The sequence below is a fragment of the Methanofastidiosum sp. genome (genome assembly GCA_020854815.1).
Classification (GTDB): Archaea; Methanobacteriota_B; Thermococci; order Methanofastidiosales; family Methanofastidiosaceae; genus Methanofastidiosum.
In genome coordinates this window covers 32,023-51,864 of the sequence record JAHKLW010000004.1, presented here as the reverse complement: position 1 = coordinate 51,864, position 19,842 = coordinate 32,023, and the positions used below count along the sequence as shown (strand labels likewise).

Here is a 19,842-nt window from a genome sequence, read left to right as displayed (position 1 = left end):
GATTAAGTTTATCCCACTTTTGATTAGGCCAATTTTTCTTTATATGTTGAGGAAAAAGTATATCCATGTTGGTTTTAGTCAGCATAAGAAAACGCATGAAAAGATGATGAAATCGCTTGAAGAGAAATTTAGAAAAGAAGGGGATAAGAAGACTAAATTTTATCTATCATTTTTAGAGGATGAGCCAAGACCAGACGCTGCTGTTATAACTGCATTAAATGAAGGGGCAAGCAGAATAATAGTAAGTGAGATATTCTTGACCATTTCAAATCATACAGCTGAAGGTAAGGAGTTAGTTAGAAAAATTAATTTTGATGATTACGGAGTTTCAATTGCATTTACAGGTCCACTTTGGGATTCAAAGACTTTGCAGGGCATGTTCATCGAAAGAGTAAAGAAAAATCTTGGAAAAGCTGATAAGAAAAAAGTTGGAGTTTTGCTTGTTGGTCACGGGCAGCCAAAAGAGTGGGACATTGAATGGCCGACAGAAACAGAGCAGGAGATAAAATTTAGAACAGATGTTTTAGAATTATTTGTTAAAGATGGATACGACCGTAAGAATTTAGATCTTGCATGGATGGAGTTTAGAGAGCCTTGTACATCAGAGGCAGTTCAAAAATTAGTACAAAATGGAGTTGAGAAGATATTTTACTTTTCAGCTGCAATTAGTGCAGATAGTATACATAGCATGTGTGATCTTCCTGAGCTTGTTTCTAAATGTGAAGTGCCAAATTGTATTGATGTTATTAATCTCGGGGCGTGGAATGACGATCCAATCGTGATTGATGCGATTAAAGAGAAGATTGATAGGGTCAGGTTTGGTTAATAATTTTACTATCTTTATCCAATATAAAGGGCCTGATACAAGGATAAAATCAACGAAATTATTTTATCTAAGAAAAGAGTTGTAATATAAAAAATAAAATCAATTTATATTAAACATTATAGCCATTAAGATTATATACTTAAAAATTAGTATATTAAATTTGGAGATATAAATGAAGAAACTAATCTTAGCTAGTTTAATAGTTTTATTGACACTTTCATTTGTAATTGCTGATTCAGACTCGCATGAAGATTTCTCAGAAGCTATAGAAATCTTAGAACAGAAAATACCTTATGCTCAGATAACTGATGACCAATTTGAAATCCTTGGAGATTACTTTATGGAACTAATGTTGGAGGAAGATCACGAGTACATGGACGAGATGATGGGCGGTGAAGGTTCTGAAAGTCTTAGAATTGCCCACATAAACATGGGCAAAAGATTTTACAGCCAGTATCTTCAAACGGAGATTCTCCCGACTAGAGGAATGGGGCCAGGCATGATGGGAGAGAATAATTGGGGGCACATGATGTATCCTGGAGATGGTCATTTCTTCTGGGGATTTGGCGCCGTAGGCTTTGGAATAGTTGCTTTAATAGCCATACTCATAATAGTACTAGTTTTCTTACTGGCTCAAAAGAAAGGGTCAGAAAAAGAAATGGAAGACAACACCATAAAATTGCTAAAAGAAAGATACGCCAAAGGAGAAATAACTAAGGCCGAGTTTGAGAAAACTAGAAAGGATTTGGAAAGTTAACATATCAAAAAACTATAAATTTATTTTTACTTTAAAAAGAGGGGCTATGAACAACCATCCACATAAACATGATCATCATAAAATGATGTTGGACGATTTTAAAAAGAGGCTTTGGATATCACTGACCTTGACTGTTCCTATTTTGATTCTATCTCCAACTATACAGGGGCTTTTAGGCGTATCATTGACTTTTAGATACGATAATTATATTTCATTTCTTATTTCCTCTGTAATATTTTTCTATTGCGGATATCCTTTTCTAAAAGGATTCAAAGAGGAACTAAAAGAGAGAAAACCGGGAATGATGGTTTTAATTGCTGTAGCTATTACGGTTGCCTATGCGTACAGCACTGCCGTAGTTTTTGGATTAGAGGGAATGACCTTCTTTTGGGAACTTGCAACCTTAATTGATGTAATGCTTGCAGGGCACTGGATAGAGATGCGCTCTATAATGGGCGCATCAAAGGCACTCGAAAAACTTGTTGAACTGTTGCCTAACACTGCGCATCTAAAAGGCGATAAGGGCATAAGAGACATCGAAATCAGCGAATTGAAAAAAGGAGATATTATTCTAATAAAGCCTGGTGAAAAAATTCCTTCCGATGGGGTTATAGTCGAAGGAGAGGGTCATGTCGACGAATCAATGCTAACTGGCGAATCAAAGCCTGTTAAGAAAAAAGCAGGTGATACTCTAGTCGGGGGGTCGATAAACGGAAACGCAGCATTTGATCTTAGAGTTGAAAGAACTGGCGAAGATTCATACCTTGCGAAGGTTATTAAACTAGTAAAGGAGGCACAGGAACAAAAATCAAGGACACAAAATCTTGCAGATAAGGCCGCATTTGGATTAACCCTTATCGGCATCTCAGTTGGAGTTTTTACTTTTGCCAGTTGGATGATATTAAAAGGCGATTTATCTTTTGCCATTGAAAGGATGGCAACGGTCATGGTAATAACATGCCCTCATGCACTGGGGCTGGCAATTCCACTTGTAGTTGCAATTTCCACTTCTTTATCTGCAAAAAATGGATTGCTTATAAGAAATAGGACCGCTTTTGAAAATGCTAGAAAAATAACCACAATAGTATTTGATAAAACAGGAACTTTAACCGAAGGTAAATTTGGGGTATCTTTTGTGCAAATATTATACAAAAATATTGATGAGAAATATTTGATGAAAATTTCAGCATCTCTCGAATCTTCTTCTGAACATCCCATAGCGAAAGCCATAACTGATAGGGCCAAAGAAATGAATATCGAATTGATTGAAGTAAAGGACTTTAAGAACATGAGGGGGGAGGGCATAGCAGGAATTATAGATGGCAAAAATATTAGAGTAGTAAGCCCGGGATACCTAGAAAGAAACAATATCATCTTTCCTAAAACTAATAGTGTTGGAACAACAGTATATATCCTAGAAGATTCTAAGCTCCTAGGGAGTATTTCTTTGAACGATAAAATACGAAAACAATCAAAAAATGCAATCGATACTTTACATAAAATGAATATAAAGTGCTGGATGCTCACCGGAGATAATGAAGAAACAGCCAAAGAAGTTTCAAATGAACTTGGATTGGACGGTTATTTTTCACAAGTTTTGCCCCACCAAAAACAGCAGAAAATAAAAGAGCTTCAAAAGAATAATGAGTTTGTTGCAATGACTGGCGATGGAGTTAATGATGCGCCAGCCTTAGCTGAATCAGATATAGGGATTGCTATAGGCTCTGGGACAGATGTTGCCGCCGAAACAGCTGATATAGTATTAGTAAACAGTGACCCCGATGACATAGTTACCTTAATCGAATTTGGCAAAGCTACACACAACAAAATGTTACAAAATTTATTTTGGGCTACCGGATATAATGTCATTGCCATACCTTTAGCAGCTGGAATACTCTACAATCAGGGGATTCTAATTTCACCTGCAGTTGGCGCAGCATTGATGTCTCTTAGCACAGTGATTGTCGCTATTAATGCTAAACTTTTACAAATTAAAAAATAACTTATCAAATCATAGTTTATTAAGTTTAAATGAATGATTTTACGAAGATGATTTTCCATTTAAAAAAAGATTTCAAATAATTTCTAAAATAACAAGCCCCAATACTAATACCATAATCCCAATCATTATTCCACGATATATACCTATGATATAGTTCCTACCTTCACTCTCAGTTTTACTCTTCAAGAGTTTATACACAAAATAGATAATATTAGCATCTATAATTATCATTGCCAGTAAATAAATTCTTCCTAGATTGCCAAAGAGCAAAGGAAAAAAACTCACTAATATTACTAGGCCAAACAATAAGCTGGATACTTTAAGTGCAACTTTTCTCCCCCAAATTATCGCAATCGATTTTGAGTTCTGAAGTTTATCGCCTTCTAAATCCATTGCATCGGCAGATATTTCTTCGCCTAGATCAACTAAGAAAGCCATCAGGCCAAATGACCATACTGTAACATTCCAGGGTTTCCCGACTGCTATACCTCCAATAATAAATGTGATTGCAACTGAAGATGCGACCATTATGTTACCCAACAGCCCCGTTCTTTTTAGTTTCCAGTTATATAGAACCCCAATAAACCAGAATAATATACCAATAATCAAAACATATATCCCAAGTAAGAGGGCAGAATAAAGTCCTATGATTGTCGTGAATACTGTCAAATAGATTATCTCAGATTTTGAAACGATTCCTGAGGGGAGTGGCCTATTTGGAGCATTTATCCTGTCACTCTCAAGATCAAAATAATCATTTAATACTAGTGCAGAAGCAGAGATAAAAAATCCACAACTAAACCCTGCTACAGCCTCTATTAAGGTGGGGATACCTGAAAGGGCCAATATCTCTCCGGCAACTACACATATAGCCGCCGCAAAAGAAAGGTCTAGTCTAATTAATTGTGCAATCCCTCTAAGTTTTTTTCTAATCCGCATTAAATTATTTATAAAAAAATATTTTATATTCTTATCCAATATTCTAGATAATAGTCGAAACTCTTTTATTGTTAATAAATATTAATTCAGATATGAAAACAAGAATGTTTGTTATCGCTGATACCTCATCACTAACTCCTCAAACAGTAATTAACTATATTGTAAGTCTTGGGAAGACTTTGAACATCAAAGATACCTGTTATGGTATCATGGTAGAAGGCGACGACGACGTTGTTGAGAATGTCACACTAAAAATAAGGGAGAAATTTAACGCAGATATATTTTCAAAGCATCGAGCTTATCCAATAGGAGATGAAAGAAGATGTAGGGCTACAAGAGGTGGCGGAGCAAGGCCCGGTTATTATTTTTTACAAGAAGAGTACAAATTATTACCTCTGATCTCCAAGGTTTTAAAAGAAGGAAGATTTAAAACCATAGATAAAAAGAAGAAAAAACCTGTAGATGTAGATGTACTGAAGAAGGCTATTAAGAAAAAGGTGTAACGATGAAAGTTTTTATTTATCCCCCAAACAGCATGATATTGCAGGATTTAGTTGAAAGGTTTGGTCACACTCCCCTAGCTCTAGCAAAAGAGATAGATAGAAGAGTTAATGATCCAGAACTTGACTCTCCACCAATGAATATAACTGAAATAGATGTAAAAATTGGATTAAAGTATGCCGCCATAGAAGTTCCATCTGGCGTCAGGGGCAGACTTGCCATGTTTGGACCATTGATTGATGAGGCAGAAGCTGCTATTATTGTCAATAACTTTCCATCTACATTTGGGTGCATGGCATGCGCCAGGACAAATGAGCTTACTATTTATCTCATCAAACAGAGAAAAGTTCCAACTCTAGAACTTGACTATCCTACAAATGAGGAAGAAGTGGAAGATTTCATTGCAAGAATTAAAGGGTTCTTGGAGGGTCTAAAATGATTAAAATAGCTCAGCTTTCATGTGGTAATGATTACAGTGGTATCCAAAAAGAAATTGAAAAAGCTGCAGAAACAGTAGGGGCCAAGATAGTTTTTCCTGATGTCGACATTGATTTTGATGAGGCAGTTGAAGAATTTGGATTCAACCCTGTAAGTGCTGGATTAAAACTCATGGTTGCGAGGGCAAAAGCACTAGCAGATAAAACATTTGAAGCAGATGCTGTATTGATAGCCACATGTTTTAGATGTGCAGAAGGTGCTTTAATCCGAAATGAGATAAGGAGATATCTTCAGAGGCACACAAAACTTCCAGTCGTCATGTATTCATTCACTGAAAATACTAAGGCAAGTGTTCTTCTTACAAGAATGGAAGCGCTTGTGACAATTGTAAAAAGAAAAGATCTACTCGGGAGAGAAAGGCAAGTAGGCTTGACAATGGGCATTGATTCAGGCTCAGCTACAACAAAAGCAGTGATAATGCAAGATAATAAGATTATAGGTAAATACTGGAGTCCGACAACAACAGTGATAGAGTCAGCCGAGAAGGTAGTATCAGAGGCCCTTAAGGAAGCTAAGGTGGATCTTAAAGATATCGAATCAATCGGGACAACTGGTTACGGCAGATATACCTTAGGACATCACTACAAGGCAAAACTTGTCCAGGAAGAATTGACTGTAAACTCAAAAGGCGCAGTTTTTCTTGCGGATAAACAGAAAGGAGAAGCCACAATCCTTGATATAGGTGGAATGGACAATAAGGCAATAACTGTCATGGATGGTATACCCGATAGCTTTACAATGGGAGGGATATGTGCTGGGGCATCTGGGAGATTTCTAGAAACTACTGCAAAGAGACTTGGAATTGAAATCGGCGAGTTTGGGGATATGGCAGCAAAAGGAGAGCTTCACAAGGTACCAATGAATAGCTACTGTACAGTTTTTGGAATCCAGGGATTGGTTTCTGCTTTAGCTGAAGGATATACTAAAGAAGACGTTGCAGCAGCAGCATGCAGAAGCGTTGCCGAACAGATTTATCAGCAGCAGCTTCAGGAAATTGATGTAAGGTTTCCAGTGATTCAAGTAGGTGGTACCTCACTTCTAAAAGGACTTGTAAGGGCGGTAGGCGATATCTTAAAAACAGAACCTTTAGTTCCACAAAACTCTCAATATATCGGTGCAGTCGGAGGAGCCTTACTCTGCTCAGGATTTATCTAAAGGAGATAAGTTAATGGAAATAATAGTTGAAGGATTGCCAGAGAAGGAATCTCAAGGTTATGTCACTTTAATAAATGATATAATGAGAGAATTTGAGATACGAAGAAGCATAGAAAAGGTATACTTCTATGGCGATACTGAAAATTTTGTTTTCATAACATCAATTAGGATAAAAAAAATTCTTGAACCTTTGAGGATAGAGGACGTTGCCATCTACAACGCAGAAAAAGAATCACTGTCTGTAGAGGATGAGTTTTACGTTCCAAAGATATTATCATTATTATGGGCCATCTCTAAAGAAGGGGTAGAGCAGGCCGATAGAACTGAGATTAAAATCCCGACTGATATCTTCAATAAGATAAAGTCTGAAGTCGTCTACTACCCTACAGAGGATTTGAAGAAAAACGTTCAAGAAGCAATCAATAGGGTTTTACCTGAAGCAGCTAGGATCAAATACATACTCTCTGCAGAAAAAACTATAACAGTTGCATCAAGTGAGAATGCAATTTCAGAAGAAAGCAAAAAACTTGCTCAAAAGTTTCACGAGAGGGACTAGGTGGAAATCAATGTTTAAGATGGCATTATTTGAAGGAGGACTCCATAGGGCAGATGAGTTTGAAGACCTCGTAGATGATCTTGGAGGTTTTTTAATCCAGAAAAATGTTACCCAAATTGATATTACTCTAATCATTTCTGTACCCGCCGAGGATTATGAGCTTGTAGTTAAAAAAGCAAAAGAGTTAAGGGGAAAAATTGTTGAAGTTCCACTTGCAGGTTCAGAAGTCACAATTGTAGCACCTTCTCTTGGAAAGCATCATCTGCCACACCCGGTGTGCGATATATCAGAATACATCAGAAGGAACGGTGCTGTGACAAACGTCATGGGGCTTGCAAGAGGAGTTGGCCAGAGAATAAACCAGATAACTGCCACAGAAAAGGGGATGATAGAAGAGGCCGATGTGGCGGTCTATTCTCTGGGAAACTTTAGCAGATGTCTTATGAAAAAGACTCATCTCTTTATCGACATTGATATACCCGTAGTTGTTCTCGGAGGTCCAGAACAATTTAATATTGAAGGGCTTGATTATTACGTCGGCGGCATTGGAAGAAGGAGCCAGAGATTGAGGCAGAAGTTTGATCTTGATATATTTGATGTCATGGTCGGTGAAATCTCAAAGGCAGTAGAAAAAAGGAGAAGGGAAATAGAAGAGGATCCTCTGATATTAGAACCAATATACCTTAAGAAGATTTTAGAAGAAAACGTTGAGGGCATAGACAAGATCATTTCACCAATCCCTATAGTCCTAAATGTAGATGGTGTCAAAGTAAAAATGCCATTGGCTCAGTTCAAGGAAAAGATAAAGAACATAGAATTTGATGGTAGGAAGATAGAAGAGTATGCTAATATCTATCAGTCACCCTACAGTGGGATTACAATACTAAAGATATTTACAAAATCTTATTTTGATTCATTAAAAAACAATCTATAATCATATCCATTTTTTCTTAAGATAGTAAAAATAACTCATAATTAAGGGAGCTCCAAATCCGCCGTATACAATAAGATTCATAGTTCTTGATGGAAATAATCCAACTATACTCTCAAAGATCATCATCGCTAGAAAGATGGCCATTGAAAATAAAACAAATCTCTTGTCAGGAACAAACATAATTTTTAAGCTTTTGAGCATCAGGGCCATACCAATTATACAAGATACCATAGTTGCAAAAGCTGCACCGTTTATATTGTACCTAGGTATGAGCAGGTAGTTCAGGATTACATTTATTATAGCTATAAGCACCGTTATCTTCATTGGAGTCCACTGTTTTCCCATAGCCTGAAGAGAAGTAGAGGCGATATAAAATATAGAATAGAATAGCATACCAACTGAGAGAAGCTTCAGCACCCATCCTCCTTCTTGGACTCCAAAGAGAAAATATATTATTGGAGCTGAAAATGCAAAAAGTGAAAGTGCAACAGGGAGTGTAATATTAAACGAGGCTTTAAGTGATACTAGAATGCTTTTAATCCCGTCTTTTTCTATTGATTTTAGTTTTGATAGTTCAGGCAATAACACGGCAGATAGGGCAATTGCAAATGAGGGGACAATACCTGCCGTTGGTGATGCCATGCCATAGATTCCAACAGTCTTTGGGCCAAAAAAGTGGGCCAATATGTAAATATCGGCATTGAAGAGCAGTACAAGGCTTAAAGAGAATATGGATACCGGGACTGCAAATACTAAAATCTTCTTAAATTCCTGAAAATTCTCACTTTTTAGAGTTAGTTTGACGCCACTCTTTAGAACTAATAAAAACGAAACTATTATCCCTATTAGATATCCTACCACAAGTGCTGCAGAGGCGCCTGAAACTCTAAAGAAGTAAGAAAGTGGCATTGAAAGTAAAAAATAAGAGAGTGAAAGCGCAAATATTGAAACTGCCATGTAATTTACCTTTTTGATACCAAGGAGAATTCCAGTGAAAACTGAAAATAACACACCAAGAGGTATCACAAGAAGAATTATCTTAAGCGGTACATCAATTCCTTCTCTTATGTCCAATGAGTAAAAACTCATTATGACTGGAGATAAAACAAAGAGCAAAATAAATAAGCCAATCCCGATAGGTACAAAAAACAGAGAAGAAGATATTTTTTGATTTTTATTCTCTGCATCATAGATTGATGTAAACCTGGATACAGATGGTGCGATACCGAATGACGAAAGAACTAATATTAATGACTGAAAAGGCATGATAGCAGACAGCAGCCCATACTCTGTAAGTAGAAGGATGTTGGCCGTGAAAAGAGTGAAGAGATAATTTGCAACTCTGGAGAAGGAATTTGCAATAAGAAGCATCAGGGATTTCTTAATCATATAACTTTATGACTAAAGCTCTGTCTTTTATTTCTTTTGTTTAGTCCTTCAGCTTTTCCCCTAGCTTTATGATGTTTGTTCTTCCCTTTTCTTCTTTCTCTATGAGTTTTCTCTTGAGAAGTTTATCCAAGACTCTTGATAGAGTTGGTTTTGAAAAGAAGGTGGTCTGCTCAAACAGCTTTGCCTGAGTCATTGATCCACCGTTTTCTGATATTATCTTTAAGATTCTTGATTCTCTTGGGTCAAGCACATTTAAAGCTACATCTATCTTATTGTGGCCTCTTTTTCTTGTGAGGAGAAGAATTGTGATCAACCCAAAGAAGATAATGGCAGTTGACATTAGGATATACATCGCAGGATTATCCGGGGGCTCTTCTTTTGCGGGAGTTTGATCTTTTATTTGTCTAAGAGGCGCATATTTTTCATCATAGCTGGCTTCAAAAAGGAATTTTTCTCCTTCCTTAACTCCCTCCTTGTACCATACAACAGAAACCTGATTGTCCACAGATTCAAATCTTGAAGGTGAAGGTGCAAATTCAGTTAAAATCGGGATTCCCTTCTCAAAGTTAAATGCCATTTTAAGATACCTTACATCACAGGGCGATTCAAATGGGAAGCTCAATTTATAGGAATCATTTTTTGTAATTAAATCAGATACATCATAGTCAATTTTTACAAGTATCGTTTCTCCAAGCCTTAAACTTCTATTGAAATAAAATCTCACAAAGGTTTCCCTACCTATGGATGAAGAAGAGGACTCTAAAACGTTACCTGCATCATCCACCACTCTTAGATTATTGACCCTGCCTGGGACATAAAGAAAAAAACCATTGAAATCTGGCAGCCCAAGGTTTAGGAATATCATCCGAATGGTAACATGTTCCGAATTTTCCGATATTTCAACATCTATTGTGCATCCCATACAGGCGAAATCTTCCTGAGCATAAATGGGAATTTGGCAGGCCATGCCAATAATAATTAGTAAAATAATAATTAATTTTTTCATAAGGCCACCATTTGTACCTCTAAACTGTGCATATTACAATTAATGGGTTGTTATTTAAGATTTTTCCCAATTAAAAGAAAAGACTTTTAAATTTTCAGATATTCTTTATGATAATGGCACTATATTTTCTTAAATGGGTCGTGGGTATAATTGTCTTGGGGGTCGGCTTGCTGTTTGGCCTATCTATAGCCATAAATGCCAAAGCTACAGATGTATATATGATGTCAGGCGCTACAATGATTGCCATCTCTTTCATGATTGTTGGTGCAAATATATTTTTCATGGGAACCACAGAAATGAAAAAGAAGAAAGAAATAAAGAAAAACAAAGAACTTTTGGCAAAGGCAGAATATCTTTCGTCAAAGAAAAGAATAGACTCCTACAGAAATATCAGATAATCTCAATTTCGTATATCTCTTCTATCAAGTACTTATGTATATTATCAATATCTTCTTTTGTCAGTATTCCTTTATCAAATAATTTTTTAGTAATTTTAGGGACTGTTTTAGGACCAACAACAGCGCCCGGCCTCTCGTTATCGTCAATGTAATCTGTTTCCATCAAAAATCTCTTACCTTCCTCCAAAGCCTTTAGAATATTCTTTTCTCTTGCAATAATTGATGGATAAATCCCGATTTTTTCACACATGGAAACCATTGGAGGTGAAAAATGCTTTATTGTCTTTTCAGCTAGCCCATGCTTTTTTACAATCTCTCCAAGATCTAAAAACTTTTTTTCATCAAATGTTTCAGTGTGGAGTTGCACTGGGCATCTTAGCTTCTTTGAAACTTTTAGAACTTCAATAAGAAATTGATTTGATATGTCAATTATCTCTTTGCCAACATCGTAATGCGGTCTTCCGACTTCCCCGATTCCAAATGCTAGACCATCAGAAATCCTCTTTTCAATTTCACCTAGAGCCTCCAAAGCCATCTCATACGCTTTCTCTTTTCCAAAGTCTAGTATAAGGTGGTGAAATTCAGCAGGGTGGAGCCCTATAATTGGAAAAGACTTTGCATCAGTTTCTCTGTTTATTTTTTTTGAAAGCTCAATTATATAATCATAGGCTTTTCCAAAATCTTTTCCACTTTTTACTTGAATCTTTGAATCATTAGCAGTTTTATAGACAAGCATAAAATGTGTACCGCCAGCAGAAGTAAATTCTCTCACGGCATCAAGCCCCATCCCTCTTATCGGGTCAATATGCATGTGATTATCTGTTATGAACATTGAATTAATTAAGGCGGACCATTATTAATAGTTTTGCAATCAATCTCTAAAGAGGGAATTTTAACCTATCTCCAATCTTGATCCTGTATTTCTTGATAGAGTCTAACGGCATTTCAACAAAGTATTTGGCCTTACCTTTGTGGCTAGTATAAAATGAAAAAGGTTTTAAATTTTCTTTTGAGTCAATGACTTGAAATTCTGAGTTGAGCCAGACAACATCAATAGGAAAAAAAACAAACATCATTGTTATAGCAGCTTTTCTTTCCCGATTCAAAATAAAGATATAAGATTCGTTTGAAATAGATATATCGTTCTTGAACATTAATCCTCTTGACAGTTCAAAAAAATTTCTTTGATAGGTCAGTTTGTCAAAGATTTTTGATAGGTCATGCGAAGACATTATACCGACTATTTAGTCTAAATTAAAAAAGTATCTAAAAGTTATACAAAGCTTTATAAATAGTAACACGTTAGTATAGATTAGTGTTACTGGCATATAGTATTCCGCCGTATAGAGGTTAAAACTCTATATGGTTTATTTTATTTAAGATGCTATTTTCACGCCCATATAAAACTTTTTAAATCAATAATATTTTCTTTCATTATGGAACAAATGAAAGAATTCCTTCTTGTGACCACACCCACGGCTAGGCAGTTTGATGGGATATGGGAGGTAGAATGGGCATTGGAAGGGGAAATCTTTGAAATTAAAAAAACTAAGTTCAAAGGGGTCCTCCTTGTGAAGTGTAAAAATGCCAGAAAAGCTGCCGAGATGATCAGAGATTATGAGACAAGCGCTATTCATCGTGTATTGCCATTTGATAGATATATCAATACAGACATGAATCTGATAACAGTCGAAGCAACTGATGTTGCGGTGCCTAAAATATTTAAAAATGACACATTTGCAGTAAGGTGTAAGAAGAGAGGAAAGGTCAATTTCAAATCACAGGACCTTGAAAGAGAAATCGGTGCAAAGATTGTTGAAGCAACAAGCGCAAAGGTAAATCTTGAAGATCCTGATATCAAGGTTGTTATTCAGATAATTGATAAAAAAACAGGTATTTCAGTTTTAAAAAGAGAAGAGATTATTAGAAAAGACGTTCTAGAAGAAGACCCAGATTCATTCTAAAGCAATTTTTTCTTTAATCCTCTAATATCTTTTTCGACACTTTTTATGGCTTCAAGAAGTGCATCTTTTGGTGATATCGAACCATCAGTATTTATTATAAACATTGGTCTTTTTCTATCAAGTAGAGGATGGTCAATTCTGTAAGCGGCCACCTTTACTTTATTGTTTTGTAGTAATGCATCTCTTAATACATTGCATAATGTATGATCTTCACCAATAATTCTAAATTCCATAAAATTTTCTTCATTTTTAATTACTTCAATATCCAAATTAACCACCTGCATACTCTCTTAGATATGAAAGAGCATCGTCGTAGCTTATATTTAAAGATACCGTTTCTGTATCATTAAAAATCTTTTCATCTATTCCTACACTCAAAAGCTCTGAAGATAAGATATCAAATTCAATTGCAACCCTTACGATGATCTCTGTAACAGGTTTTGATACCCCATCCAAATCTTCTAATAGGTAAGATATCTCTCCTGCAACTTTAGCAGCAACTGAAACATTCGCCGTAGAAAGAACATTTTCCTTCTCAACTTCAAATGAGTATCCTTTATCCACTAAGACTGCTTTTAGAAGTTTCACAGGAACTGTCGTGCCAGCTATTTTAGAGATGCTGTCAAGGCTGTATGTGTAAATCCCCTTATCTTCGTTTATTTCCTTCTCCTTCAGCTCTTCCAAGTAACTCTTAATTGAATGTACTATATCCCCCATATTTCCGGGATTAAATACTTTGACTTTTAATGTATCATCAGATAAATTAAAAGATATATCTTCAAATTTAGAAAGAAAACGGGCAATTTCTACTTTTTCATTGCCCTTGATTTTAAAACTTAAAACTCTTATTTTTGGCTTCATCTAATCATAATTTAGCTTTCATATAGTCGTTTGCTGTCTTTCTTGTTTCCTTAGCACCACAGTAACTGCATTCAAGATTTCCCTCAGAATTTCCATCCTTGTTCTCAAGAGTTTTTCTACAAACGCCACAAACTGCTCTTATTACTCCAAGAGAGTCTTCTGCTGTCGAAAGTCTTATTGAATCGCCTTGTGTATCTACGACTCTGGCCCTAACAACATCCCCATTTCTAAATTCTGTAGAAATCGTTTTCACATACTTTTTGTCAGTCTGTGAAACATATATCCTAGCCTTTGTATTGGCTGAAAGCTTCTTGTCTGCATGCCCCTCTAATGCTAGAAGATCCACATAAACCATCTGTGGTTTAACAGATACTATCTCTCCGTAGACTATATCTCCTTCTTTAATCTGAGGTAAAACATTTGTTTTTGAAATAACACTTGCACTTCTTCTTGACATATCTAGGTCTAAGTTCCCTACCAGTGTAGCATATATCTTTCCATTCTCTTCATATGCCCCTTCTCCTGGTAAATATTCTTCGGCAACTCCTATGTAGTCACCTGGTATAACAAACTCTTTCTTAGTCTCTGCATTCGCTTTCATTATAACACCTCATGAATCTATAAAGTTCAACTTCAATCATTACTTTCCTTTTCTTATGAACTCTAAATATTGCTTTTATTGGAAAATTGAAACTCTCCTTCTCAACTAGCTCAAATCCGTTTTCCAATGCAACATTCTTTATGAAATCATAGTTCCCTTTCTTGTGCAAGGAATACACAACATCTCCTATTTCAAAAGCCTTTTTCAAAAAATTGGTATCCATCTTCCTCTTTTTTGTACCAAAAGGCGGATTTTGAATAATAGTGTCCCCTCGCAGGAGGACGTCTAAAACGTCACCATCCTTAATCTCGTATTCTCCTAAGATTTGATTACTTTTTAAAGTTAATGTTTTTAAATTATCGTTCAAAATCTCTATGGCCCTTTTATCTTTCTCTACAAAGTACACTTTTTTAGCCCCTAATAAGAGAGAAGCTATACCAAGCCTGCCTGTACCTGCCCCAAGGTCAACTACAGTCTTTCCTTCTATATCTCCTCTGTGGTAAGCAAATAGGACGATTTCAGCAGCAATGTCACCTGGAGTGGTGTACTGCTCTTCAAACATGTCTGGGTCTTCCATCTCCTTTAGATTTGAAAGAAAGATTTCAAGCTGTTTTTTTCTCACAAAAATTAAAAATATCAAAGGTATAAAAATCCTACCTTTGATTCAAGAAAGTGTTTTACTCCTTTATTCTTCATTATTATTTCCATCAGTATAGCCAGAATAATAATTTCAGCAAAGGCCTTCGTCAATATAGTGTATACAACAGGCAACGGGAGCCCATATGGAATCTTCAATACTGCAAGCGTTAGATATGTTAAAAATGCCTCGGGCAGGTACCCACCAAAGACTGCTATACCAGGTCTTGTCTTTTTGGACAAAATAGCAATAAAAACACCCGTTAAAGCTTTAAAAGGGGGCACAAGGAAATTTCCAAAGGTAACGCCAGGCCATATACCTACAATAAATCCAGTTACCCCTCCAAATATTGGGCCCAATAATATAGCAGCAAGAACTGTACCTATATGGGACAGATCAAGATAAACATTTGGTACCGGTGTTGGTATAAGCAGTATCGTTCCGAATAGAATTCCTATTGCTGCAAAGATTGCAGTGAAGGCGATATTCTTTGAGCTTTTAGCTTTCAATGAAACACCAAAATCATTAGCTAAAAATAATTTATAAATATTTGGGTAGATACTTGAAAATGAGTATTACATCTCTTCTGGGGCTTTAATTCCAAGAAGTCCCAAAGCATTGTGTAAAACTATCTTTGTTGCTTTAACAAGGCAAGCTCTAAACTCTTTATTTGATTCAGCATTCACAACGTGACACTCATGGTAAAACTCATTGAAGCACTTTGCTACATCATAAACATAATTTGAAACATAGTCAGGCCTGTAATCAATAGAGGCCTTCTCAACAATCTCTGGCAATTCAGAGAGCAAAGACACAAGCTTATACTCTTTTTCATTTAACCTCTCTATTTCAAATTCAGAGTTAAACTCTCCAATTTTTTTCAGGATGCTCGATGCCCTTGCGTGAGCGTATTGAATATAAGGCGCAGTATCACCTTCAAAGTCCAATGCCTTTTTCCAGTTGAAGATGATCCTCTTGTTATTATCCTTCATCATGCTGTACTTCAAAGCACCAATAGTCACAATTTCGGATATAATTTCAGCATTTGAAATATTCCTTTCTCTAACTTGATTTAAAGCCTCTTTTTTCACAACATCCTTTAGATCTGAATAAAGTACAACATTCCCTTCTCTTGAAGACATCTTTCCTTCTTCAAGCATTACAAGCTCATATGATAAATGATAGCATCTTTTTGCTTGGCTAAATCCCATAAGCTCTAGGGTTTTGAAAAGCTGTTTGAAGTAAAATTTCTGCTCACTCCCAACAACATATAATGATAGATCAATCTTAAAATCCTGAAACTTTCTTTCTGCAAGAGCAAGGTCTTTTGTCGAGTAGAGTGCAGTTCCATCGCTTCTTAAGATGACAAACTCATCAAGGCCAAACTCCTTAAGATCAACTATTACTGCACCATTCTTGTTCTTTGCTATCCCTTTTTCAAAAAGCTCACGAGCTATTTTGGTGCCTTCATCTTTGACTTCACTCTCATATAGAAAGATATCAAAGTTAACTCCGAGCTCTTGGTAAATTCTATTAAACTCCTCAAGACTCCATTCTCTGGTCATTTTCCAGACGTCCATAGTTCGTTTGTCCTCTTCATAGAGATTTTTCAAAACGATTTTGTATTCTTCTTGATATTCTTCAGAGTCCTTGAGTTTGTTATCGGCTTCAGAATAGACCTTACCGAGAAAATCTCCTTTGCCGCTTTCCGGTACCACACCATCATAGAATTTCATGTACCCCCATATGCACTTAGCAACATGGGCTCCGACATCTCCAATATAATTGGCCCTAACAGTCTCATATCCTGAGAATTCCATTATATTGGCCAAGGCATCTCCAAGGCAGACGTTTCTTAAATGACCTATGTGGAATGATTTGTGAGTGTTGGGTTGTGAATACTCAACCATTACCTTCTCTTTCTTTTTCTCACCTTTTCCGTAAGAGCCATTTTCAGTAATTATAGCGCCAACAGTCTTTTTTGAAAAATATTTCCTATCAAAAAAGAAGTTTATGTATCCCCCAGATGTTTCCACTTTTTCCAAACCTGTTGGCAGGACAATATTATCTGCAATATCTTTTGCAATCTGGATGGGATTTTTCTTTAGTTTTTTTGCAAGCTCAAAAGAGAGCGGAGTTGCAATATCACCCATTTTAAAATCAGGCGGCCTTGAAAAAACTATCTCAAAATCCAAAGCATTTTCTGAATCAATAGCTTTTCTTATTGAGTTTTCCAAATCATTCTTTAAATTTTTGAGCAATATTGTCCCCACAGCAAAACTAAGTAGAATCTTTTTATCGTTTTTGGTTAGAAATTAAAAATTTAAGAAGATCTTTGTAGTAGCCTCTTCTCCCCCTAAACCGATATTCAAGAATGGGATAGTCCCTTCATTTAGTACATAATAGATAACAAAAGCGTTTATTATCAAAAGGGCTACAACTAGAATGATAAACAAGAGCTTCTTCTTTGATATCCCTACTCTTTTCCTTGGTGCTTCTCTCCTTCGAAGAGTTTTACCCCTCTCCATCATCGGGCTCATTGGTGGCACATCTAGTCTCTGTATATCTTTTCTTTGAGGAGGTTCTTCTGGATAGAATTCACCTTTCATCCTCTCTGGGATTTCTTCATCAGTTATCCCCTCTTTTTCAAAACTCTCTTCGACAGGAGATAAAGGCTCTTCTGTCTGTTCTATATCCACCTCTTCAATAAAGACATCCTTGTTTTCATCTTTTCTAAAAATTTCACTTGGTTTGCCGAGTCTAACGTGTGCAACATTTAGAATTTTGCCACAGTTAGGGCAGGGCTGTTCTTCAATACACGTGAAATGAAAGGTCATGTTACAGTAACTACAGTAGCACATCTCAAGATTGTCCTTTATCCTTTTGCTGCAAATGCCACAAGTTTCCATGATCATTTTTTAATTTATATATATAAAAAGTTTAGCTATGTTTCAATTGTTTTGGCAATAAACCATAAATCATTTATATCGAGAAAAAATAAATAATATCAGATAAGATGAAAGCAAAAGAATCCTTAGATGAATTGACTATAAATGATTTGAAAAAAAGAGCTAATAAGATCAGAAAAGATATTATAGAAATGATTTATTCTGCCAAATCCGGGCATCCAGGTGGATCTCTATCTTCTGCAGATATTGTAACATCACTTTATTTCCATATTATGAATCATGACCCTAAAAATCCCTCATGGATTGAGAGAGACAGATTCATTTTGAGCAAGGGACATGCATGCCCTTCGCTATACGCTGCACTTGCAGAATCAGGATATTTTGACGTAAGCGAATTAAAAAATTTAAGAAAACCTGAGTGTCTTTTACAGGGCCATCCCTGCACCAAAACACCAGGTATAGAGATATCAACAGGTTCACTGGGTCAAGGTCTATCAATTGCCACAGGTATCGCACTTGGACTTAGGCTCGATGGAAGTAGTTCCAGAGTTTTTGCCTTACTTGGAGATGGCGAGCTCCAATCGGGACAGATTTGGGAAGCCATGATGGCGGCACCTAATTTTAAACTTGGAAATCTCACCGCGATTATAGATAGAAATATGCTGCAGATAGATGGACTAACAGAAAAGGTCATGGCTCTTGAACCCCTAAAAGACAAGCTCAAAGCATTCAATTGGCAAGTTTACGAGATAGATGGGCACAATTTCAAAGAAATAATTGAAACTATTAATGAAGGACTTAAGATCACAGATAAACCAAAGGCGATAATAGCCCACACAATTAAAGGAAAGGGCGTATCTTTTATGGAAAACAATGCATCTTTCCACGGTAAACCACCAACTGATGAAGAGTATAAAATTGCCATGAAAGACTTGGAGGCAATATCATGACGGGATTTGGAGTTCCAAGGGATGCTTACGGCGAGGTGTTATCCCAGCTTGGAGAAACAAGAAAAGATATAGTTGTATTGGATGCTGACCTATCATCTTCAACAAAGACATCTTCATTCGGAAAGAAGTTCCCCGACCGATTTTTCAACATAGGTATCGCTGAACAAAATATGATTGGCATATCTGCAGGTCTTGCCACAACAGGAAAAACTGTTTTTGCTTCATCATTCGCCATGTTTGCTGTTGGAAGGGTATACGATCAGATTAGACAATCAATAGCATACCCCAAGATGAATGTCAAAATTGTTGCAACGCACGCTGGCATTACAGTTGGTGAAGATGGAGTATCGCACCAGATGATAGAGGATATTTCTCTCATGTGCGCACTTCCAAATATGAAGGTCATGGTGCCTGCAGACACATTTGAAACTAAAAAAATAATTCGTGAAATATCTTTAGAAAAAGGCCCGACATATGTAAGGCTTGGAAGGAGTAAAGTTCCTAATGTGTTCGAAAGCGAAGATGAAATCAAACTAGGAAAAGCCATTACATTGCTAGATGGAGATGACGTTACTATAATGGCATCAGGAGTAATGGTATCAAAATCTCTTGAGGCAGCACAGAAACTAGTGAAAGAAGGCATTTCTGCTGGTGTTGTAAATCTAAGCACTTTAAAGCCAATTGACCGAGAAGGCATAATTAAAGCTGGAAAAAAATCAGGGTGCGTTGTCACTGCAGAAGAGCATAATATATATATCGGGATGGGTGCGCTTGTTTCATCAATTCTTTCTGAGGAATACCCAGTCCCTGTTTTAAGATGCGGAATAAAAGACACTTTTGCCCAAAGCGGAGATTATGAACTTTTGATGCAGATATATAATCTTACGTCGGATGAAATCTATAAACTATCAAAAAACGTTATAACGATGAAAAAATAATCATGATTAATATAGAGGAGA

At 36.3% G+C, this 19,842-nt stretch carries 24 protein-coding genes; 12 read left to right on the top strand and 12 right to left on the bottom strand.

All coding sequences use genetic code 11. The annotated features are described in order from the left end of the window. The 3 genes from KO464_00560 to cadA all read left to right on the top strand — a co-directional run. Window positions 1-826 (top strand): ferrochelatase (locus KO464_00560; protein ID MCC7571866.1); only part of this gene is annotated, 826 nt, incomplete at its 5' end. 526 nt (window positions 827-1,352) lie between these two features. Further along, window positions 1,353-1,583 (top strand): SHOCT domain-containing protein, encoded by a 231-nt coding sequence (locus KO464_00555; protein ID MCC7571865.1) that lies wholly within the window; start codon window positions 1,353-1,355, stop codon window positions 1,581-1,583. 46 nt (window positions 1,584-1,629) lie between these two features. Further along, window positions 1,630-3,585 (top strand): cadmium-translocating P-type ATPase, encoded by a 1,956-nt coding sequence (gene cadA / locus KO464_00550; GenBank protein ID MCC7571864.1) that lies wholly within the window; start codon window positions 1,630-1,632, stop codon window positions 3,583-3,585. A gap of 72 nt (window positions 3,586-3,657) precedes the next feature. Here cadA and KO464_00545 read toward each other — a convergent pair whose 3' ends face one another. Beyond that, complete coding sequence (locus KO464_00545) at window positions 3,658-4,524, bottom strand: UbiA family prenyltransferase (protein ID MCC7571863.1); 867 nt, start codon at window positions 4,522-4,524, stop codon at window positions 3,658-3,660. A 92-nt stretch (window positions 4,525-4,616) separates the two neighbouring features. On the opposite strand from KO464_00545, the gene KO464_00540 reads away from it, so the two are divergent. From KO464_00540 to KO464_00520, 5 genes are read left to right on the top strand one after another with little or no spacing between them, the layout of a single operon-like run. Then, window positions 4,617-5,027 carry a methanogenesis marker 6 protein gene (locus KO464_00540; GenBank protein MCC7571862.1) on the top strand — a complete coding sequence of 137 codons (411 nt, stop codon included), beginning with the start codon at window positions 4,617-4,619 and terminating at the stop codon, window positions 5,025-5,027. 2 nt (window positions 5,028-5,029) lie between these two features. Then, window positions 5,030-5,464: a methanogenesis marker 5 protein gene (locus tag KO464_00535; GenBank protein MCC7571861.1), complete on the top strand. Its 435-nt coding sequence runs from the start codon at window positions 5,030-5,032 to the stop codon at window positions 5,462-5,464. Continuing rightward, window positions 5,461-6,678, top strand: a complete 1,218-nt coding sequence (locus tag KO464_00530; protein ID MCC7571860.1) for a methanogenesis marker 15 protein — start codon at window positions 5,461-5,463, stop codon at window positions 6,676-6,678. Before KO464_00535 ends, KO464_00530 begins: the two co-directional genes overlap by 4 nt. A 13-nt stretch (window positions 6,679-6,691) precedes the next feature. Continuing rightward, a complete protein-coding gene (locus tag KO464_00525; protein ID MCC7571859.1) occupies window positions 6,692-7,234 on the top strand; it encodes a methanogenesis marker 17 protein in 543 nt (180 codons plus the stop codon). A gap of 10 nt (window positions 7,235-7,244) precedes the next feature. Next, entirely contained in the window at window positions 7,245-8,168 is a 924-nt protein-coding gene (locus KO464_00520) for a methanogenesis marker 7 protein (GenBank protein MCC7571858.1), read from the top strand. On the opposite strand, the gene KO464_00515 is transcribed toward KO464_00520, so the two are convergent. Continuing rightward, window positions 8,169-9,557, bottom strand: coding sequence for a flippase (locus KO464_00515; GenBank protein MCC7571857.1), 1,389 nt, complete (start codon window positions 9,555-9,557; stop codon window positions 8,169-8,171). Window positions 9,558-9,597: 40 nt separating this feature from the next. After that, window positions 9,598-10,563: a hypothetical protein gene (locus KO464_00510; GenBank protein ID MCC7571856.1), complete on the bottom strand. Its 966-nt coding sequence runs from the start codon at window positions 10,561-10,563 to the stop codon at window positions 9,598-9,600. A 113-nt stretch (window positions 10,564-10,676) separates the two neighbouring features. On the opposite strand from KO464_00510, the gene KO464_00505 reads away from it, so the two are divergent. After that, window positions 10,677-10,961: a hypothetical protein gene (locus tag KO464_00505; protein MCC7571855.1), complete on the top strand. Its 285-nt coding sequence runs from the start codon at window positions 10,677-10,679 to the stop codon at window positions 10,959-10,961. Here KO464_00505 and KO464_00500 read toward each other — a convergent pair. After that, entirely contained in the window at window positions 10,954-11,793 is an 840-nt protein-coding gene (locus KO464_00500; protein MCC7571854.1) for a TatD family hydrolase, read from the bottom strand. The genes KO464_00505 and KO464_00500 overlap by 8 nt on opposite strands. A gap of 46 nt (window positions 11,794-11,839) precedes the next feature. Next, window positions 11,840-12,193: a DUF192 domain-containing protein gene (locus KO464_00495; protein ID MCC7571853.1), complete on the bottom strand. Its 354-nt coding sequence runs from the start codon at window positions 12,191-12,193 to the stop codon at window positions 11,840-11,842. Between the two features lie 204 nt (window positions 12,194-12,397). Between KO464_00495 and KO464_00490 the strand changes: the two genes are divergently transcribed. Next, a complete protein-coding gene (locus tag KO464_00490) occupies window positions 12,398-12,925 on the top strand; it encodes an RNA-binding protein (GenBank protein MCC7571852.1) in 528 nt (175 codons plus the stop codon). On the opposite strand, the gene KO464_00485 is transcribed toward KO464_00490, so the two are convergent. The 7 genes from KO464_00485 to KO464_00455 form a co-directional block, all read right to left on the bottom strand. Next, window positions 12,922-13,194, bottom strand: a complete 273-nt coding sequence (locus KO464_00485; GenBank protein MCC7571851.1) for a DNA-directed RNA polymerase subunit L — start codon at window positions 13,192-13,194, stop codon at window positions 12,922-12,924. The two genes, KO464_00490 and KO464_00485, sit on opposite strands and share 4 nt — an antisense overlap. A gap of 1 nt (window position 13,195) precedes the next feature. Next, window positions 13,196-13,786 (bottom strand): DUF2067 domain-containing protein, encoded by a 591-nt coding sequence (locus KO464_00480; GenBank protein MCC7571850.1) that lies wholly within the window; start codon window positions 13,784-13,786, stop codon window positions 13,196-13,198. Between the two features lie 4 nt (window positions 13,787-13,790). Next, entirely contained in the window at window positions 13,791-14,387 is a 597-nt protein-coding gene (locus KO464_00475) for an exosome complex RNA-binding protein Csl4 (protein MCC7571849.1), read from the bottom strand. Beyond that, on the bottom strand, window positions 14,365-15,009 hold the full coding sequence (locus tag KO464_00470) for an METTL5 family protein (protein MCC7571848.1): 645 nt from the start codon (window positions 15,007-15,009) through the stop codon (window positions 14,365-14,367). The genes KO464_00475 and KO464_00470 overlap by 23 nt, the downstream gene beginning before the upstream one ends. Window positions 15,010-15,023: 14 nt before the next feature. Further along, window positions 15,024-15,533: an ECF transporter S component gene (locus KO464_00465; GenBank protein MCC7571847.1), complete on the bottom strand. Its 510-nt coding sequence runs from the start codon at window positions 15,531-15,533 to the stop codon at window positions 15,024-15,026. A 66-nt stretch (window positions 15,534-15,599) separates the two neighbouring features. Next, window positions 15,600-17,285 carry an arginine--tRNA ligase gene (gene argS, locus KO464_00460; protein ID MCC7571846.1) on the bottom strand — a complete coding sequence of 562 codons (1,686 nt, stop codon included), beginning with the start codon at window positions 17,283-17,285 and terminating at the stop codon, window positions 15,600-15,602. Window positions 17,286-17,339: 54 nt separating this feature from the next. Continuing rightward, on the bottom strand, window positions 17,340-17,933 hold the full coding sequence (locus KO464_00455) for a hypothetical protein (GenBank protein ID MCC7571845.1): 594 nt from the start codon (window positions 17,931-17,933) through the stop codon (window positions 17,340-17,342). A 107-nt stretch (window positions 17,934-18,040) separates the two neighbouring features. Between KO464_00455 and KO464_00450 the strand changes: the two genes are divergently transcribed. After that, window positions 18,041-18,883: a transketolase gene (locus KO464_00450; protein ID MCC7571844.1), complete on the top strand. Its 843-nt coding sequence runs from the start codon at window positions 18,041-18,043 to the stop codon at window positions 18,881-18,883. Further along, on the top strand, window positions 18,880-19,821 hold the full coding sequence (locus tag KO464_00445) for a transketolase family protein (protein ID MCC7571843.1): 942 nt from the start codon (window positions 18,880-18,882) through the stop codon (window positions 19,819-19,821). The genes KO464_00450 and KO464_00445 overlap by 4 nt, the downstream gene beginning before the upstream one ends. The last annotated feature ends 21 nt before the right edge of the window (window positions 19,822-19,842 follow it).

Coding starts and splice junctions, on each gene's coding strand:
- KO464_00505 (MCC7571855.1), top strand. CDS start 10,677: ATGGCACTATATTTTCTTAAATGGGTCGTGGGTATAATTGTCTTGGGG.
- KO464_00450 (MCC7571844.1), top strand. CDS start 18,041: ATGAAAGCAAAAGAATCCTTAGATGAATTGACTATAAATGATTTGAAA.
- KO464_00520 (MCC7571858.1), top strand. CDS start 7,245: ATGTTTAAGATGGCATTATTTGAAGGAGGACTCCATAGGGCAGATGAG.
- KO464_00445 (MCC7571843.1), top strand. CDS start 18,880: ATGACGGGATTTGGAGTTCCAAGGGATGCTTACGGCGAGGTGTTATCC.
- KO464_00510 (MCC7571856.1), bottom strand. CDS start 10,563: ATGAAAAAATTAATTATTATTTTACTAATTATTATTGGCATGGCCTGC.
- KO464_00555 (MCC7571865.1), top strand. CDS start 1,353: ATGATGTATCCTGGAGATGGTCATTTCTTCTGGGGATTTGGCGCCGTA.
- KO464_00495 (MCC7571853.1), bottom strand. CDS start 12,193: ATGTCTTCGCATGACCTATCAAAAATCTTTGACAAACTGACCTATCAA.
- KO464_00490 (MCC7571852.1), top strand. CDS start 12,398: ATGGAACAAATGAAAGAATTCCTTCTTGTGACCACACCCACGGCTAGG.
- KO464_00515 (MCC7571857.1), bottom strand. CDS start 9,557: ATGATTAAGAAATCCCTGATGCTTCTTATTGCAAATTCCTTCTCCAGA.
- KO464_00475 (MCC7571849.1), bottom strand. CDS start 14,387: ATGAAAGCGAATGCAGAGACTAAGAAAGAGTTTGTTATACCAGGTGAC.
- KO464_00540 (MCC7571862.1), top strand. CDS start 4,617: ATGAAAACAAGAATGTTTGTTATCGCTGATACCTCATCACTAACTCCT.
- KO464_00545 (MCC7571863.1), bottom strand. CDS start 4,524: ATGCGGATTAGAAAAAAACTTAGAGGGATTGCACAATTAATTAGACTA.
- KO464_00530 (MCC7571860.1), top strand. CDS start 5,461: ATGATTAAAATAGCTCAGCTTTCATGTGGTAATGATTACAGTGGTATC.
- cadA (MCC7571864.1), top strand. CDS start 1,630: ATGAACAACCATCCACATAAACATGATCATCATAAAATGATGTTGGAC.
- KO464_00480 (MCC7571850.1), bottom strand. CDS start 13,786: ATGAAGCCAAAAATAAGAGTTTTAAGTTTTAAAATCAAGGGCAATGAA.
- KO464_00535 (MCC7571861.1), top strand. CDS start 5,030: ATGAAAGTTTTTATTTATCCCCCAAACAGCATGATATTGCAGGATTTA.
- KO464_00525 (MCC7571859.1), top strand. CDS start 6,692: ATGGAAATAATAGTTGAAGGATTGCCAGAGAAGGAATCTCAAGGTTAT.
- KO464_00455 (MCC7571845.1), bottom strand. CDS start 17,933: ATGGAAACTTGTGGCATTTGCAGCAAAAGGATAAAGGACAATCTTGAG.
- KO464_00500 (MCC7571854.1), bottom strand. CDS start 11,793: ATGTTCATAACAGATAATCACATGCATATTGACCCGATAAGAGGGATG.